The 15,835-nt window shown below is 42.7% G+C and carries 12 protein-coding genes and 1 other RNA gene; 8 read left to right on the forward strand and 5 right to left on the reverse strand.

Annotation, left to right across the window (positions count from 1 at the left end; all coding sequences use genetic code 11):
• Window positions 1-37: 37 nt before the first annotated feature.
• A non-coding RNA gene (gene ssrS / locus JMX13_RS00775) (6S RNA) lies at window positions 38-233 on the reverse strand.
• Between the two features lie 246 nt (window positions 234-479).
• Between ssrS and gpmI the strand changes: the two genes are divergently transcribed.
• Complete coding sequence (gpmI, locus tag JMX13_RS00780) at window positions 480-2,138, forward strand: 2,3-bisphosphoglycerate-independent phosphoglycerate mutase (RefSeq protein ID WP_201608920.1); 1,659 nt, start codon at window positions 480-482, stop codon at window positions 2,136-2,138.
• 513 nt (window positions 2,139-2,651) lie between these two features.
• A complete protein-coding gene (locus JMX13_RS00785; RefSeq protein WP_227686155.1) occupies window positions 2,652-4,139 on the forward strand; it encodes a S41 family peptidase in 1,488 nt (495 codons plus the stop codon).
• Window positions 4,140-4,185: 46 nt separating this feature from the next.
• Here JMX13_RS00785 and JMX13_RS00790 read toward each other — a convergent pair whose 3' ends face one another.
• The 3 genes from JMX13_RS00790 to JMX13_RS00800 form a co-directional block, all read right to left on the reverse strand.
• Window positions 4,186-5,913 carry a sigma 54-interacting transcriptional regulator gene (locus JMX13_RS00790; RefSeq protein WP_201608922.1) on the reverse strand — a complete coding sequence of 576 codons (1,728 nt, stop codon included), beginning with the start codon at window positions 5,911-5,913 and terminating at the stop codon, window positions 4,186-4,188.
• A gap of 126 nt (window positions 5,914-6,039) precedes the next feature.
• Window positions 6,040-7,857, reverse strand: a complete 1,818-nt coding sequence (locus JMX13_RS00795; protein ID WP_227686156.1) for a sensor histidine kinase — start codon at window positions 7,855-7,857, stop codon at window positions 6,040-6,042.
• A gap of 97 nt (window positions 7,858-7,954) precedes the next feature.
• Entirely contained in the window at window positions 7,955-8,590 is a 636-nt protein-coding gene (locus JMX13_RS00800) for a response regulator (protein ID WP_201608923.1), read from the reverse strand.
• A gap of 475 nt (window positions 8,591-9,065) precedes the next feature.
• Between JMX13_RS00800 and JMX13_RS00805 the strand changes: the two genes are divergently transcribed.
• Together JMX13_RS00805 and JMX13_RS00810 are read left to right on the forward strand one after the other, a co-directional pair.
• A complete protein-coding gene (locus JMX13_RS00805) occupies window positions 9,066-10,169 on the forward strand; it encodes a serine hydrolase (protein ID WP_201547049.1) in 1,104 nt (367 codons plus the stop codon).
• Window positions 10,170-10,262: 93 nt separating this feature from the next.
• Window positions 10,263-10,934 carry a thiamine phosphate synthase gene (locus tag JMX13_RS00810; protein ID WP_201608924.1) on the forward strand — a complete coding sequence of 224 codons (672 nt, stop codon included), beginning with the start codon at window positions 10,263-10,265 and terminating at the stop codon, window positions 10,932-10,934.
• A 29-nt stretch (window positions 10,935-10,963) separates the two neighbouring features.
• Here JMX13_RS00810 and JMX13_RS00815 read toward each other — a convergent pair whose 3' ends face one another.
• Entirely contained in the window at window positions 10,964-11,293 is a 330-nt protein-coding gene (locus tag JMX13_RS00815) for a TraR/DksA family transcriptional regulator (protein ID WP_201608926.1), read from the reverse strand.
• Window positions 11,294-11,683: 390 nt separating this feature from the next.
• Between JMX13_RS00815 and JMX13_RS00820 the strand changes: the two genes are divergently transcribed.
• The 4 genes from JMX13_RS00820 (at window position 11,684) to ruvA (ending at window position 15,710) form a co-directional block, all read left to right on the forward strand.
• Window positions 11,684-12,886, forward strand: a complete 1,203-nt coding sequence (locus JMX13_RS00820; protein WP_201608928.1) for a phosphoglycerate kinase — start codon at window positions 11,684-11,686, stop codon at window positions 12,884-12,886.
• Between the two features lie 259 nt (window positions 12,887-13,145).
• Window positions 13,146-13,532 (forward strand): hypothetical protein, encoded by a 387-nt coding sequence (locus JMX13_RS00825; RefSeq protein ID WP_201608930.1) that lies wholly within the window; start codon window positions 13,146-13,148, stop codon window positions 13,530-13,532.
• A gap of 397 nt (window positions 13,533-13,929) precedes the next feature.
• Window positions 13,930-14,967 carry a class II fructose-bisphosphate aldolase gene (gene fba / locus JMX13_RS00830; RefSeq protein WP_201608931.1) on the forward strand — a complete coding sequence of 346 codons (1,038 nt, stop codon included), beginning with the start codon at window positions 13,930-13,932 and terminating at the stop codon, window positions 14,965-14,967.
• 119 nt (window positions 14,968-15,086) lie between these two features.
• Window positions 15,087-15,710: a Holliday junction branch migration protein RuvA gene (ruvA, locus tag JMX13_RS00835; RefSeq protein ID WP_201609253.1), complete on the forward strand. Its 624-nt coding sequence runs from the start codon at window positions 15,087-15,089 to the stop codon at window positions 15,708-15,710.
• Window positions 15,711-15,835 lie beyond the last annotated feature (125 nt).

Genomic DNA, 15,835 nt, shown 5'->3' on the forward strand with positions numbered 1-15,835 from the left:
AGTTAAGGCTTATAAACAGAATAGCTAATAACTGAATGAAACAACCGAAGTGCCGCCGTAAGATGGTGACCCATGAACCGTGAAGTTCAGGGCGGATGCGTCACTGCCTCTGCAGGTTTCCTGAGACACCGCAAGCGGTGCAGGCATACACAATGAAGCAATAGGTACCACATCCTGGTAAAGCATTATCGGCTCAGGGAATAAACATCTACTAGCCAACACTTCAGAATATAATTATCTTAACCAATGGTTTGAATGATTGCAAGTACGATTTACAGATTACTACGTAGGTGTAGTTATTAGCATTATTGATGTTGAGTTTTAAGCGCATTTTCTATCAGATAAAGGTGCTTAAAGCCCTTAATGACGGGCTTAAAGGGGCGATTTTTCAGCTATTTGGAGATGTGTGGTAATATAGAGGGCTTTAAACACCCTAATATAGCATTATAAGCGTTCATTCACTTGAGGAGCGGTAATCCATGACCCATAACCAGCCACAATCAGAATTTATCGACGATAGTCAGGCCCAGCTCAATAATAAACACAATAGCGAGCAAAATAAAAAAGTGCCGCATGTCTTAATGATATTAGATGGTTTTGGGCACCGTGAAGATGACAAGGATAATGCGATTGCTGCCGCTAATATGCCAAATTTGGATAAGATCTATCAGCAATATCCGCATGGGTTAATATCTGCTTCAGGAGAAGATGTTGGTCTGCCGGATGGTCAGTTTGGTAATTCAGAGGTTGGGCATATGAATTTGGGCGCGGGTCGCGTTCTTTATCAAGATTCAACCCGTATCTCAAGTGAAGTGGCCAATCGCGAGTTTTATAAAAACGAAGCCTTGGTAAATGCGGTGAAAGCGGCAAACGAGCTTGGCGGTAACGTGCATATTATGGGGCTTCTATCAGATGGTGGCGTTCATTCTAATCAAGACCATATCGAAGCGATGTGTCATTCAGCATTGGTGCACGGTGCCAAAAATGTTTTTGTTCACTGCTTCTTAGACGGCCGTGATACGCCGCCAAAGTCTGCTGATAAGTATATCAATCGCTTACGGGAGCATATTGGGAAACTCAACGCCCATTACGAAGGTGGTCGCGTCCAAATTGCCAGTATTATCGGGCGCTACTATGCGATGGATCGTGACAATCGCTGGGATCGCGTGCAAAAAGCTTATGAGCTTATCACTGAAGGTAAAGCCGATCGCTTAGCGACGCGTGCAGATGGTGCGGTACAAGCTGCTTACAAAGCGCGCGAAACCGATGAGTTTATCAATCCAACGATTGTCATTGGCCGCGATGAAGTACCATATACCGTCGATGATAATGATGCGCTTATTTTTATGAACTTCCGTGCCGACCGTGCCCGTGAGCTTGCGCAAGCCTTTGTGCTACCAGATCATGAATTTTCGGGTTTTGCTCGTCATAAACAGCCAAAGCTTGCCGCTTTTGTAATGTTGACCAAATACTCTGACGTTCTAGCAAACAATCCAAAAACCAGCATTGCTTATTATCCAACCTCGTTGACCAATACGCTTGGGGAGTATTTGCAGGATAAAGGTAAAACCCAGCTACGTATCGCCGAAACTGAAAAATATGCGCATGTGACGTTTTTCTTTAGTGGTGGCCGTGAAGAAGAGTATAAAGGTGAGACACGGATTTTAATCCCATCTCCCGATGTCGCGACTTATGATCTAAAGCCAGAAATGAGTGCCCCTGAAGTGACGGATGAGTTGGTTGCTGCCATTGAGTCAGGTAAATATGATGTATTAGTAGTCAACTATGCCAATGGTGATATGGTTGGGCATACAGGTATCTTTGATGCGGCGGTTAAAGCAGTAGAGGCGTTGGATGTATGCGTTGGTCGCGTTGAGGCAGCAGTGCGTGCCGCTGGCGGTGATATGCTTATCACCGCTGACCATGGTAACTGTGAGCAGATGCAAGATTATGAAAGCGGGCAGGTACATACTCAACACACTACTGAACACGTGCCACTGATTTATATCGGTGAGAAAAAACTAGAAGTACGTAGCGGCGGTAAGCTCAGTGATATTGCGCCAACTATTTTGGCGTTGATGAATATTGAGCAACCAACTGAGATGACTGGTGAAAATCTATTGGTTCCAGCATCATAATACGCTCATATAGTATTAATGCTTAAGGTCGATGCTTTTACAGCGTAATATTACCGCTAAGCATGATAAAAAGGGGAAGATATTGATTATCTTTCCCTTTTTTACGTCTATTTTTATAGTTTTTGTTATCTTGTTTTCGATACATTGTTTCTTATACCTTTTGCCCGATACATTTCGCATAAGTTACTTGCAAGACTATCCTAGTTGTAGATAGCAGCCTGATGTTATTTTAGAAGATATTATTCATTAATAACCTTATAATCATAAACACCCATATAATAACGTTATAAATCTAAAAAGTTATAAAAACAAAAATTGAACCAATTTTTTGGAGTGATTGCTTTTATGCGTCCAACTAGCACTTTATCTTTATTGAGGGTTAGAAAATTGAAAAATCCAGTGATGACATCATCGATAAGTTCCCAATTTATCAATTCTCAATCTTTCAGCTTTAAATTTATTACTTCTCATGTATTAAAGCCAGTGCTTATTACAAGCTTACTGGGTTTAAGCGTGATCAATATATCTGCGCAGGCGGCTAGCAATAATAAAGGCAGAATCGACAATAATGGCAAAAACCCTACTGCAAGTGTGAAGCTAATCAGTCTAAATGCCGATGATGTGCCCTTAAATAATGGCGAGGACGATTTATCAGATATTGCAGATATGTTGGAATCTGCGGACCAAGTCGATGACTCAATAGATGCCGTGGCTGATGAAAGTGCTTTAAATGGTGAATCCAATGTTATAAATACAGACATTCCAGCAGAAGTTGCTCAGGTGTCATTAAATGCCATTTCTCCTGAAACCCTAAAAACCTTTGTTGCCGTCGTTGATTTGGTGCGCCGCGAATATGTTGACGCGGTAAAGGATGAAGAATTATTTAACAATGCCATGAGTGGTATGTTGACCAAGCTCGATAGCCATGCTGAGTTTTTGGATGCAGATGCGTACGAAAACTTACGTGCTTTTACCGAAGGCGATGTCGGTGATATCGGTATCAAAGTTCAGTATCAGCCAAAAGAAGGTTATTGGGTCATTACGGAGGTGATTGATGGTTCACCTGCTGATAAAAAGGGCATTGCCGTTGGGGATTATTTGCATCAAGTGGATGAGTTTAAGCTTGGTGAAGAGGAAGAAAGTAATGATATCGAGCAACTCCTGACGGGGATTGCTGGCACGCAAGTAGATGTAGTGACATCAAAAGCAGGTCGCCGTAAACATAGCACGACTTTACAGCGCAATAACAATCATCCGCAAATTATTGAAACTCGGCTAGTTGATGGTATGGCGATTATTAGATTGCCCGCCTTTCAAAACAATAGCCGCGAGAAATTACTGCAAAGTTTGATTGAATTAGATGCGCCTATCACTGGAGTATTATTAGATATGCGTGATAATCCAGGTGGCGTATTGGCGTCGGCTGTAAGCGTTGCCAGTTTGTTTATGACCGATACCGATGTGGTACAAGTAAAGGGTCGCCAAAGTGATTCGCGCACGCTATCGACGCAAGGCGCAGCATTATTAGAAGCGTTGCCCGTGGTAGTTTTGCAAAATCGATATTCAGCATCCGCTGCCGAGGTATTAGCCAGCAGCTTGCAAGCGCAAAAGCGCGCTACTATCTTGGGCGAAGTCAGTTACGGCAAGGGCTCAGTACAGTCAGTCATACCGCTCAATGACGAGCAAGCGGTCAAACTGACGGTTGCCAATTATATGACCGCGCTAGGTAAAAAAATAGATGGAGTTGGGGTAGCGCCTGATGTGACTTTATTGGGTAATCAGAGTACATGGGAGCAACAGGCGCTTGATTTACTCAGGCAGCAGGCACTGCCGTCGGGTATTCGCTTTGTGCGTAAGGCACAAACAGAAAGCGATGCTAAGCAAGATAAGTCTATTAAGAACGAAGCTATTAAGAACAAAGCTATCAAAAAGAAAGTCACTCAAAACAATACGGTCATCGATCATGTGATTGAAAAACCAACTGCCAAAGATAAACTTTGATTGCAGTAGAGTTTAAATTAAGCCTGAGCTTTAACCTACTCTATATTTATGTTTCAGATTGATCTTCAGCAATCTCTAGCTTGCTCATGCGATAGCGTAACGAACGGAAAGTCGTACCTAATAATTCAGCAGCTTGAGTTTTATTCCAACCTGTTTGCTTAAGAGCTGTAATAATAAGCCGTCTTTCCTGCTCTTGCAGATAATGCTCTAATCCTTGAGCGGGTAATTGACCAGTGGTCATATTTTCTGTATCGACTGGCTTAATTACACTTTCTTGCTCATCAGCTTTATTGCCTAACGCATCCTCTAAATTACTAACCATCGAGCTATCAGCATCAGCAAGTTTTGCAGCATTTTCTACTGAGCGCTTGCTCGCTGGGCTTGTATTCATTGAAGGATAATGCTGAGTCGTGGTTCGATAAGGATGTATATTGGCTTTTGTTTGTTGCGTGCTGTCTGTCTCTACGTAGCTTTTTATTGAATTATCTTTTATTGATTCCGCTACTGTGCTTTCATTTTGATTTGAAAAAGAAGCGTTCGAGAATGTCGCTTTATTAGTGCTAATATTTTGACTGGCAGAGGTTACCATTTCTTCATGACTATCTAAATCAGGTAGACCTAAATGACTGGCATCAATAGTCGACGTTTCTGCTAAGGTTATCGCGCGCTCAAGGACGTTACGCAACTCGCGAACATTACCGGCAAAGTCATGATGTTGCAGGCGCGCGCAAGCAGCCTCAGTCAGTAAAGGCGGCGAATCCAATTGCCATTCATCGGCGATGAGTATCAAAAAATGCTTGGCTAATACAGGAATATCATCACGCCGCGCGTTTAGCGTTGGTAGTTTAAGCTCAATGACATTGATGCGGTAATACAAATCTTGGCGAAAATTGCCCGCTTGAACCAGCTGATTCAAGTCCTTATGGGTTGCCGACAAGATGCGAATATCGACCGGTAGTTCTTTAGTATCACCAATTGCTCGTACGGTTTTTTCTTGAATAGCACGCAGTAATTTGACCTGCATCGCCAATGGCAAGTCTGCAACCTCATCCAAAAATAGCGTGCCGCCATTGGCTTGTTGAAAAAGCCCTTGTTTATCGGCGACAGCGCCCGTAAAGCTACCTTTCTTATGACCAAAGAATTCCGACTCCATCAGCTCAGACGGAATCGCTCCGCAGTTGACCGGCACAAAGCTGCCATCTCGGCGCGGGCTCAAATCATGAATCAAGCGCGCAACCACTTCTTTGCCTGTTCCTGATGCACCCGATAAAAAAACCGGCGCTTGTGAGCGCGCTAACTTTAAAATGGTATTTTTTAGCGGGTGCATGACGGCAGAGTCGCCGATCAAGCGACTATCGAGCATCTGCTGCTCAGGTGAACGCTCTGATGTCAATTTGGCTGCATTATCTTGGTGAATAACCTTGAGGGCGCTTTCAACCAATTGACGCAAACGCGGCAGCTCAAGCGGTTTATTAACGAAATCAAAAGCGCCTAGCTTTAACGCCTCAATCGCCAAATCCATACTGCCGTGTGCCGTAATCACCGCAATGGGCGTCGTTGAGCTGGCGCTAATATACTTAACCAACTCTAACCCTGAACCATCAGGTAGTTTTAAATCGGTTAAACAAAAGTCATAGTCGTTTTCTTGCCAATAGGCTTTAGCTTGTGACAAAGTATAGGCCACATCACTTTTGATGCCCATTTTGGTCAAGGTGATTTGCATCAAGCGGCATAAATCTATTTCGTCATCAACGACTAGTGCGGTTGTGGTCATACATCATCTCATTGTCTTCAAGTAATACAAGGTATTAAAAAATAACTTTAACGAGTTTTATAAATTGTCAATATTAGCGCTTATGGCATTCATAGTTATGCGTAATTATTCAGCAAGCGCTTTATCTCAGTTATCAACCGCTTCATTATGAATGGCAGGGGCAATCAATCGAAAGCAGGTTTTTGTATGTTCCGGAATATAAAGCAGGCGTGCGTGGTTGGCCTCACAAAATGCTTGCGATAAATACAATCCCAAACCTGTGCCAGCTTTATCAGTAGTAAAAAATGGATTAAATAAGTGGCTTAAATCCGCCGTATTAACGCCGGTACCATCATCTAATATGTCGATTATAACATCGTTGTCAGCACAATAAATCTCGATTTCCACAACAGCATGAGGGTGAGCATAGCTACTATGACGTAAGCCGTTGTTAATTAAATTAATAAGAATTTGCTCTAACTGGTGAGTGTCAAATGAGATGGTCGGCTGCGTCTTGACGTGTAAAAAAACATCGTGACCTTGAAAATAGTTAGCTAAAAATACTGGCATCCAATCAGCAAGGACAATCATTTGCTGGTTGGCGGTTTGTTGGCGCGATAGTTTTAGGACATCTTCAATAATGCGATTGACGCGTTTTGTTTGCATGAATATTATTTTATAAAGTTCATGGTTGCCAGCCATCTCCTCAGTTGCACTTGTATCGTCATGTGTTATTTGGCTTTCTTCAATATCTTCTATTAATAACTGACTAGCTTGGGAGATTGCGGCTAAAGGATTTCTTATTTCATGGGCAATGCTGGCGGTAAGCTGTCCTAAAGACGCCAGTTTTAATTGCTGGGCACTGGCTTGTTCACGGCGTAAATCTTCTAATATGATAAGCTTGCTGTCATCTTTTAACGGGATGATTTCGACACGCAGCTTGCCAACGACGGAAACATTGGCAACGGCTGGTAACTCATAGATAAAAGTGCGAGACTGCCCCGTTTCTACGGATAAACAGGCATCAAATAGCTGTAGGTGCTGTTCGCGTACCTGCTGCTGAAAGTCAGATAAGGGGTTTTTATCATCTTTGCTTGAGCCATTATTTGCGATATCGCTTGGCGAGCTGTTTAACCTATCGTTTGTGTTAGTAGCCTCTGTCACGGCTTGTAGAGAAGAATTTGAAATGCTAAGCAGTTGATAGGCCGCAAGGTTGGCTAAGACTACCTGTTTAGCATCAATAACGATGACCCCATTGGCCATTTGTGCAATGACTTCTTGATTAATCACGTTAAGGCGTTCGACTTCTTTGGCGTGGCTGGCGGCTACTTTCTCAACCTGTACCAAGCGCTGCGAGATTGTCCAACTTAAACCACCCACTGCCAAAAAGCTGGCAGACATGAGTAGAGCATCGCCTAAATTTGTCAAATTCATGCTATTAGCGATAGCATAAAAAAACTGCTGATAGATAACAAAGATAATTGCAAGTAAGGTAATAATGAGCGCTTGCGAGCTATGCAGGAGCATAAAGCTGGCGGCAACCACCACCATATATAGCATGGTCAACTGCAAATCAGGCGCACCAGCAGTATAAAGCAGTAAGCTTAAAATAATGACATCTACCACTAAGCCAAAAGCCAGCTGTCGCCGTAAATGCTTGGTCACCACATAAAATAAACCAAGCAGAATTAAACTTAATAATACATAAAAGCTGAGCGCAGTTTGCTGTAAAAAGCTTGGTAATGAGGTGCCATCGCTAGCACGAGCTGTGATATAGACCATCAGCATAGAAAACAGGCTGACAACAAAACGGTAGCTACTATATATTAAACCTAATCTGCGCAGCTGCGGCAACGGCAAGGTATCATCGCGCTGTAAATAATCTGTAATAGCGGCTACAAAGCTAGTAGCAGAGTTTTTAGATTTATTAAGATTTTCCGTTTGCATCTGCTTTAGCGGTTTCATAGGCTTTAATGTTTGATAAGCGTTAAGGTTTTTACTGACTTTAAAGCCTCTATAAGTTGGCCGTAATGAAAGCAGAAGTGCTTAATGTGCTGATGACTTACGGTTGAATAAGACCATGGCGAATGGCCAAATGCGTCAGTTTCACATCACTATCAACCCCGACTTTTTCATAAATGCGATAGCGGTAGGTATTGATGGTTTTAACACTGACAAACAACTGATCAGCGATTTGCTGCGGACTTTGACAGTTGACTACCATCATGGCGACTTGTTTTTCGCGGTCACTTAATAAGTCAAAAGGCGATTTAGCATTATCAGATAGGAGTACATCAGCCAATTGCTCGGCGACGTCTTGGCTAAAATAACGCCCACCTTGATAGATTTTTTTCACCGCGCGTATCATCTCATCAAGCGGCGTACCTTTGGTAATATAACCATTGACGCCGGCTTTGATAAGCATGGAAGGATAAGGCTGCGCCGACATACTGCTGACCGCCAATATCTTAAAACCCATATCTAGCTGAACCAAGCGTTTGGTGGCTTCGAGCCCGCCAATATTTGGCATATTAACGTCTAGCAATATCACATCAGGGCGCAGCTGCTTGGCCAGTTTAATCGCCATATCACCGCTATCAGCTTCGCCGACCACTTCGATATCTGCACTGTCTGCCAGCATACGGCTGATACCCATCCGCACCAAATCATGATCATCTACTACTAATACTCGAATCATCGTTATACTCTTTTCTATCGGTCAGAATAAAGGGTGCATTACTAATCTTAAGTTATTTGGATAATTTTATTGAGCTGTTATATTAATTATTATAAATATATCAGCTAACTATCAGCTAACTATCAGCTAACTATCAGCTAACTATCAGCTAACAAAGGCACTTATATTAAGCATCATATTTTAATATTAACTTTGCAATTAAGCACTTATAAGCTTAAATGTAATGCTATATTGCGCCAATGTTAATAAATATTGCTGTAATATAAAGTAAATGTAGTAAAATTTGAATGTGGCTAAAAAATGACATCTAATTGATTTAGTAGATTAAACTTAAATGCAAACCATGATACACTAAAAATACAAAAACTCTATGTGAGTATCTACAAACACATCCACAAACGCTACGTACGTGGTTGCCATTAGTTAGTATATAATTGATTTACTAACTAATGGCAGCGCGACAGCAGGAGGCATAATGAAGCAACTACCATTAACCAAACAGCAATTAATCGCTGCTATGATTTCATTGAGTTTGGGCAGTGTCGCACAAGCCGCACTTACGATTAATGGTAGTTCTGGTTCAGAGTCTAATGCTCGTGTGAGCTGGGGCGGTGCCGACAACCTGTCTGAAGCTCGCAGTATCATGTACAAAGCCAATAATAGTAATAGTGGCTCTACGATAAAGAAAGTAGATAGCGGCTTTGGTACCACTAATATCACCAATACCAATAGTTTTGGCAGTAGTAATAATAGCTTTAACAATACTACCAATAATTATAATACTAGCTATCGTGGCAGTTTTGGTAGCAGCAGTATGATTCCAATCAGCACCGATTCGCGCAGTGTCGCGGTTATCGATGCGGAAACGGGCGAATCTATCTACGAAAAGGATGCTGATATTGCTCGTCCAATGGCCAGTATCACCAAAGTCATGACGGCAATGGTAGTGTTAGATGCCGGTCTTGACATGCGTGAAGAGCTTACCCTTGAGCCAGAAGATTTCGTCGGTCCTAAACGTGCCAGCTCAAACCTAAAGTCAGGTGACCGTCTAAACCGTGCTGAGATGCTGTTAATGGCATTGATGAAATCAGAAAACCCAGCCGCCAAAAGTCTATCGCGTAATTATCCAGGCGGTTATAGCGCCTTTATACGTGCCATGAACCGTAAAGCCCAAGACTTGGGTATGAGTACTGCGTTCTTTGGTGATCCAACGGGTCTTGATAAACGTAACGTTGCTTCGTCAAATGATCTGGTCAAAATGGTTCGTGCTGCTGGTAACTACGATGTCATTCGTCGTTTTTCGACAACCAAAAGCTATGACTTTTACGTTTCTAACGCTTCAAGCGGCAACCGTACTTACAAAGCGAATAATACTAGCAGCCTAGTGCGTGATGGCAGCTACCCAATTGGTATCTCAAAGACAGGCTTTATCAATGAAGCCGGTCGTTGCGTGGTGATGGAAACTCGCGTTAATAATCGTCCTGCGATTATTGTGATTTTAGGCGCGAACAGCTCAGCAACGCGCTGGGGTGATGCTAAGAACATTCTAAATAGCTTGGCGACTCGCCGTACGGTGTAGGCTTACTGCTTTAGTATTTATCAAAAAGGCTGTTATGCAATATAACAGCCTTTTTGTTGTGTCGAATTTAGGGTGTGTATTAGGAAAAACTATATGACTCAAGCATTGGCTGTTACTCGAGCTCCCAAACTATATTTACTCACCAATGACGATAAGTTTGCGGTTTTATATGCCAAATTAGAAGCGGCATTAGCCACAGGGTTGATAGGGCTATTGCAAATCCGCCGTAAAAAAACTTTACAGCTACCTGATGGCGCAGCAGAGCTCTATGCTGAAGCGCAGCAAATAGTGCGCTTGGCAAAAAGCCATCATGTCCCAGTTGTCATCAATGATGACATTGAGCTTGCCGAAAAACTCGGTGTTGGTGTGCATTTAGGTCAGCAAGATGGCGATATTAATGATGCCAAACGTCATTTAAAACCTGAACAGACTATTGGTCGTACCTGCCATAGTGATGTGGATTTAGTCAAAGAAGCCAAAAAAGAGGGTGCAAGTTATGCCGCGATGGGGGCGATTTTTGCCTCAAATACCAAACCGAACGCCGATATCATCTCGCGTCAGCTGCTTGTAGAGGGCTGTCAGCAAGGGATTGATATCTGTGTAATTGGCGGGTTGAGCGCAGAGAACATTACTGAATTGTCAGGCTTACCAATTGCTTATGTGGCAGTCGTTGGTGATATTATGGATTTGCCAGTGCAGAAAATCGCTATGCGTTGTCAGCAATGGCAGCAGGCGCTTGATACTTGGTATGCGCCTGCTAGATAAAAGGCTATTTTAATAGTAGCGATTGAGGGTTATTCAGCATGTTTCATGCAAAGTGTGGCGTAAGGTAAAGCCTGCAAGCGTTGCGCTTCAATGTGCTCGCCGCATACTTCACATTCACCATAAGTGCCGTTTTCAATACGGCTTAGCGCATTTTCGACGTACATTAAGCTTTGACGGGCTTCGCCCATTAAGTTTGTGCGCATATCGTTTTGACGATAAGAGATAGCTTGATCTTCCCAATGTTCATTGAGATCGTCTTGCGGGTTTTGAATATGATCTTCGATTTTATTGATACGGGTTTCATATTCTTCTTTTAGGGTTAATAGTTCTTGTTTAGCAGCTTCAAAGTCGATACTCATTGTATTCTCCTAATAAGTTATTTTTATTGTTAAGGTCATTTGTTATCACTAGCGACTTTTCTACAAAGGTTGGTTTTTATCATAAAGGCTCATGCCATCATAAACGGCCTCATTGCTAAGTACCACCACGAAATGTTACTGATTTTTATTGAAAGCCCGCAAGTTTCTTTGATAATAAGCAATTAAGCAAAATTTATATCAGCTTCGTTATGAGCATCTGCTCGAAAACTGCTAGAATACACCGCCTCAAATTCTTGTTGGACTAATTGTATAAAACCATTAGCAACAACAGCCTAAAAACAGCCGATTAGATAGTTTAAATAATATTTTTCAGCAATGATTAAAAAGCTACATGGTAGATTAACCATAGATGATGCATAGGAGCAGGTAATGAATTTTTTGCGTATGAGTGAGCTAAGCTTAACGGACAAAGTGGTATTGATTCGTGAAGACTTAAATGTGCCTATCAAAGACAGTAAAGTCAGCAGTGACGCTCGCCTGCAAGCCAGTTTGCCTACCATCAAAATGGCGCTAGAAAAAGGCGCGGCAGTGATTGTGTGCTCACATCTTGGTCGTCCGACTGAAGGCAATCCTGAAGCCATGTATTCGCTCGCACCGGTCGCGGATTATCTAAGCGATAAATTAGCCGCGCCAGTAAGCTTAAATACTGACTATCTAAATGCAGGTGTGGCAATCAAAGCAGGCGAAGTCGTGTTACTAGAAAACGTGCGCTTTAATAAGGGCGAGAAGAAAAACGCTGCGGATTTGGCACAGAAATACGCTGATTTGTGCGACATATTTGTGATGGATGCCTTTGGCACTGCTCATCGTGCGCAAGCATCTACGGAAGGCGTTACCCAAGCCATGCATCAAGCGCGAAAAACAGCTTGCGCCGGACCTTTATTGGCGGCTGAGCTTGATGCATTAAGCTTAGCACTTGAAACCCCAGCACAGCCGATGTTGGCAATCGTTGGTGGTTCCAAAGTATCGACTAAGCTAGAAGTACTACATAGCTTGGCTGAAGTATGCTCGCAAATTATCGTTGGTGGTGGTATTGCCAACACTTTCTTAGCAGCTAAAGGTTATAGCGTTGGTGCTTCTTTATATGAGGCGGACTTGGTTGATACTGCTCGTGACATCATGGGTAAAACTGAGATTTTATTGCCAGAATATGTGGTTGTCGCTGATAAAAACGATATTGATTTTGCGGACTTCACGGGTTCATTACAACAAGCTGCAGCAACTATCAAGTCTGTCGATGCAATTGGCGACAATGACATGATATTAGATATCGCCCCAGAGAGTGCTAAACAACTGGCTGATGCCATCATCAACGCAAAAACCATCTTATGGAATGGTCCGGTCGGTGTTTTTGAAGTCGATGCTTTTGGTCAAGGTACGCAAATCGTGGCAAATGCGGTCAAAGACAGCCAAGGCTTCTCGATTGCTGGCGGTGGCGATACTTTAGCAGCGATTGATAAATATCAAGTGGCTGATGGGGTCAGCTACATGTCAACGGGTGGCGGCGCGTTCTTAGAATTTGTAGAAGGTAAAGTTTTGCCTGCCGTCGCTGCTCTACAGATTAGTGAGTAACGCCTTAACGATACTTAGTAGATGAGTAACATTAGCCGTACAACCTAGCCCCAATATCTAAGGTAGGCTGTAACGATAATATTGTGACTACTATTCTTATCTTATTGTTTTAAGTACGATAAGCAGGAATTGTCATTGATTATTATTAAGTAGTAATTATTTGTTTCTATACTGAAAATTGTTATTGCATGTCTAATTTGCACTCTATAAAATAGCGCAAATCATGTATTTGACATGCTTTATTTATGAGAGGTTTATTATGTTAAAACGCCATTTGTTACTTGCTAGCGTACTTGCTGGTACTTTTGCAATCACTGCATGTAGCCAGGAAACACAAGATAAAACAGCAGCTGCTGCTGATTCTGCTGCTGAAGACACTGCGGCCAATACTGAAGAAGCTGCTGCTAAAACTGAAGCTGCTGCTGCTGACGCTGAAGTCGCTGCACAAAACGCTGGTGCTGACATTGCAGATAATGCTGAAACAGCCGGTGCTGCTGCTACGACTGCCCTAGAAAACACGGGTGAAGCGGTTGTAGTAGGCGCAAATGAAGCCGTTGCCAATACTGCTGGAGTGGTTGCCGATGGCGCATCTGCTGTTGAAGATAAAGCCAGTGAAAACGCAGTAGAAGCAGAGCAGCAGTACTAATTAATTGCTAAGGAGTTATATTACTTTAATAACTAACTCGCATTAATAGCGCTTTAATTAATAGCTATTTTATAAGCCCTCAAAATACTAAAAAAGCTTTGGTGATGACCAAGGCTTTTTGCGTTTCATCAATTAACAAATCTAAAAGCAACAATAGAGTGAATAACTTGCCATAGTAAAACTGTCAGTCTAATAAATAGTCGCGCAACCGCTACGAAGCGTGGGCAAAATTTGCTATAATCTGCGTGTGATGAATACTAGCAAAAATCCTGCATTTTTATCGATCGTTCTATGACGTCGCAACTATCTTTAATATAGCGTGACAGCGATTATAGGGCAATTGCTACCCTCTATCATTTACAAGCATTTATTTTAAAATCTAATCAGAGAGCGTTTTATGGCCTTAATATCTTTACGTCAACTTTTGGATCATGCCGCTGAGCACAGCTATGGTGTCCCTGCTTTTAACGTCAATAACTTAGAGCAGATGCGTGCCATCATGATGGCAGCCGACGCCTGTGACTCACCTGTCATCGTTCAAGCCAGTGCTGGTGCACGTAGTTATGCAGGATCCGCGTTTTTACGTCATCTGATTATTGCTGCGATTGAAGAGTGGCCGCATATTCCAGTGGTGATGCATCAAGATCATGGTATGTCACCTGCTATCTGCCAGCGCTCAATTCAGCTTGGCTTCTCATCAGTAATGATGGATGGCTCGCTCGGTGAAGATGGCAAAACGCCTATGGGCTATGACTATAATGCTAGCGTGACTCGCGAAGTGGTCAAAATGGCACACGCGTGTGGCGTCTCTGTAGAAGGCGAGATTGGTTGTTTGGGTAGTCTTGAGACCGGTATGGCAGGCGAAGAAGATGGTTCTGGCGCAGAGGGTATATTAGACCACGATCAGCTATTGACCAGTGCTGATGAAGCTGAGCAGTTTGTTAAAGATACCAACGTTGATGCGCTAGCCATTGCTATCGGTACCAGTCATGGTGCTTATAAATTCACGCGTCCACCGACAGGTGATATCTTATCAATTGAGCGCGTAAAAGAGATTCATGCCCGTATTCCGAATACTCATCTGGTCATGCATGGCTCATCATCAGTGCCGCAAGAATGGCTCAAAGTCATCAATGAAAACGGTGGTAACATCGGTGAGACTTATGGTGTGCCCGTTGAGCAAATCGTTGAAGCGATTAAGCATGGCGTACGTAAAGTAAATATCGATACCGATTTACGTTTGGCATCAACGGGCGCAATCCGTAAATTCCTTGCCGAAAATCCTAGTGAATTTGATCCGCGTAAATACTTTAAAGCCTCTATGGTTGCGATGTCAGATATCTGTACCAATCGCTTTGAGGCCTTTGGTTCTGCTGGTCAAGCGCATAAAATTCGCCCGATTACCCTCGAAGGTATGGTCGATTTTTATAAATAAGCGTTGCCAACAACGCATGCTCATTTAATAATAGTAGAGCCGCTTATTTTTATCGCAGGTTCCATAAGTAGTTTTTGTATTTATGTTTTATATTTAGTTTCTATAAAAGGTGGTGGATGATGATTGGATTGATTAGCGGACAGGTGCAGTATTTGATGGCGCCAACTGCCTGTGTCATGACCACCTCTGGTGTTGGCTACGATATTGAGCTGCCGCTACCGTCGTTTTGTCAGTTGCGTCTCAACGAGCAGGCGAGTATTTGGACGCATTTTCATGTGCGTGAAGATGCGCAGCTACTTTATGGCTTTATCGATCGCAAAGAGCGCGATGTCTTTCGCCAATTGATTAAGATTAATGGTGTTGGCGCAAAAATGGCTTTGGCTATGCTGTCTGCGATGTCAGCGGCTGAGCTAAAAATGCATGTTGAGCAAGAGTCTGAGACCGCATTAACGCGTATTCCGGGTATCGGTAAAAAGACAGCACAGCGTTTATTGATTGAGCTTAAAGACAAGCTAAAAAATATCGAGGTTGATAACAGTCATTTAGAATTTGCGCTTCAGCCTGCGCCCGTTTCTGCTGAAGGCAGTATCATTGCTGAGGTGGAAGGCGCTTTGATTAGCTTGGGCTATAAAGAAAGAGAAGCGCAGCAAGCGATTAAAGCGGCGAAAATTGACGGCGAAATATTTACAGATACACAAAGCTTATTAAAGGCGACGCTGCAGCAGTTTCAGAGTTTTAAATAGCGCTATTTTTTATGTATAAACTGAGAAGAAAATAAGCGACATTAGATGTCGCTTATTTTCGTTTTAGTAGGTGCTTAATAAGGTTTTGCATGACTTATGCGTGGCGTTTGGTTATGCTGTTTATT

It is taken from the genome of Psychrobacter immobilis, from assembly GCF_904846285.1.
GTDB lineage: Bacteria > Pseudomonadota > Gammaproteobacteria > Pseudomonadales > Moraxellaceae > Psychrobacter > Psychrobacter immobilis_D.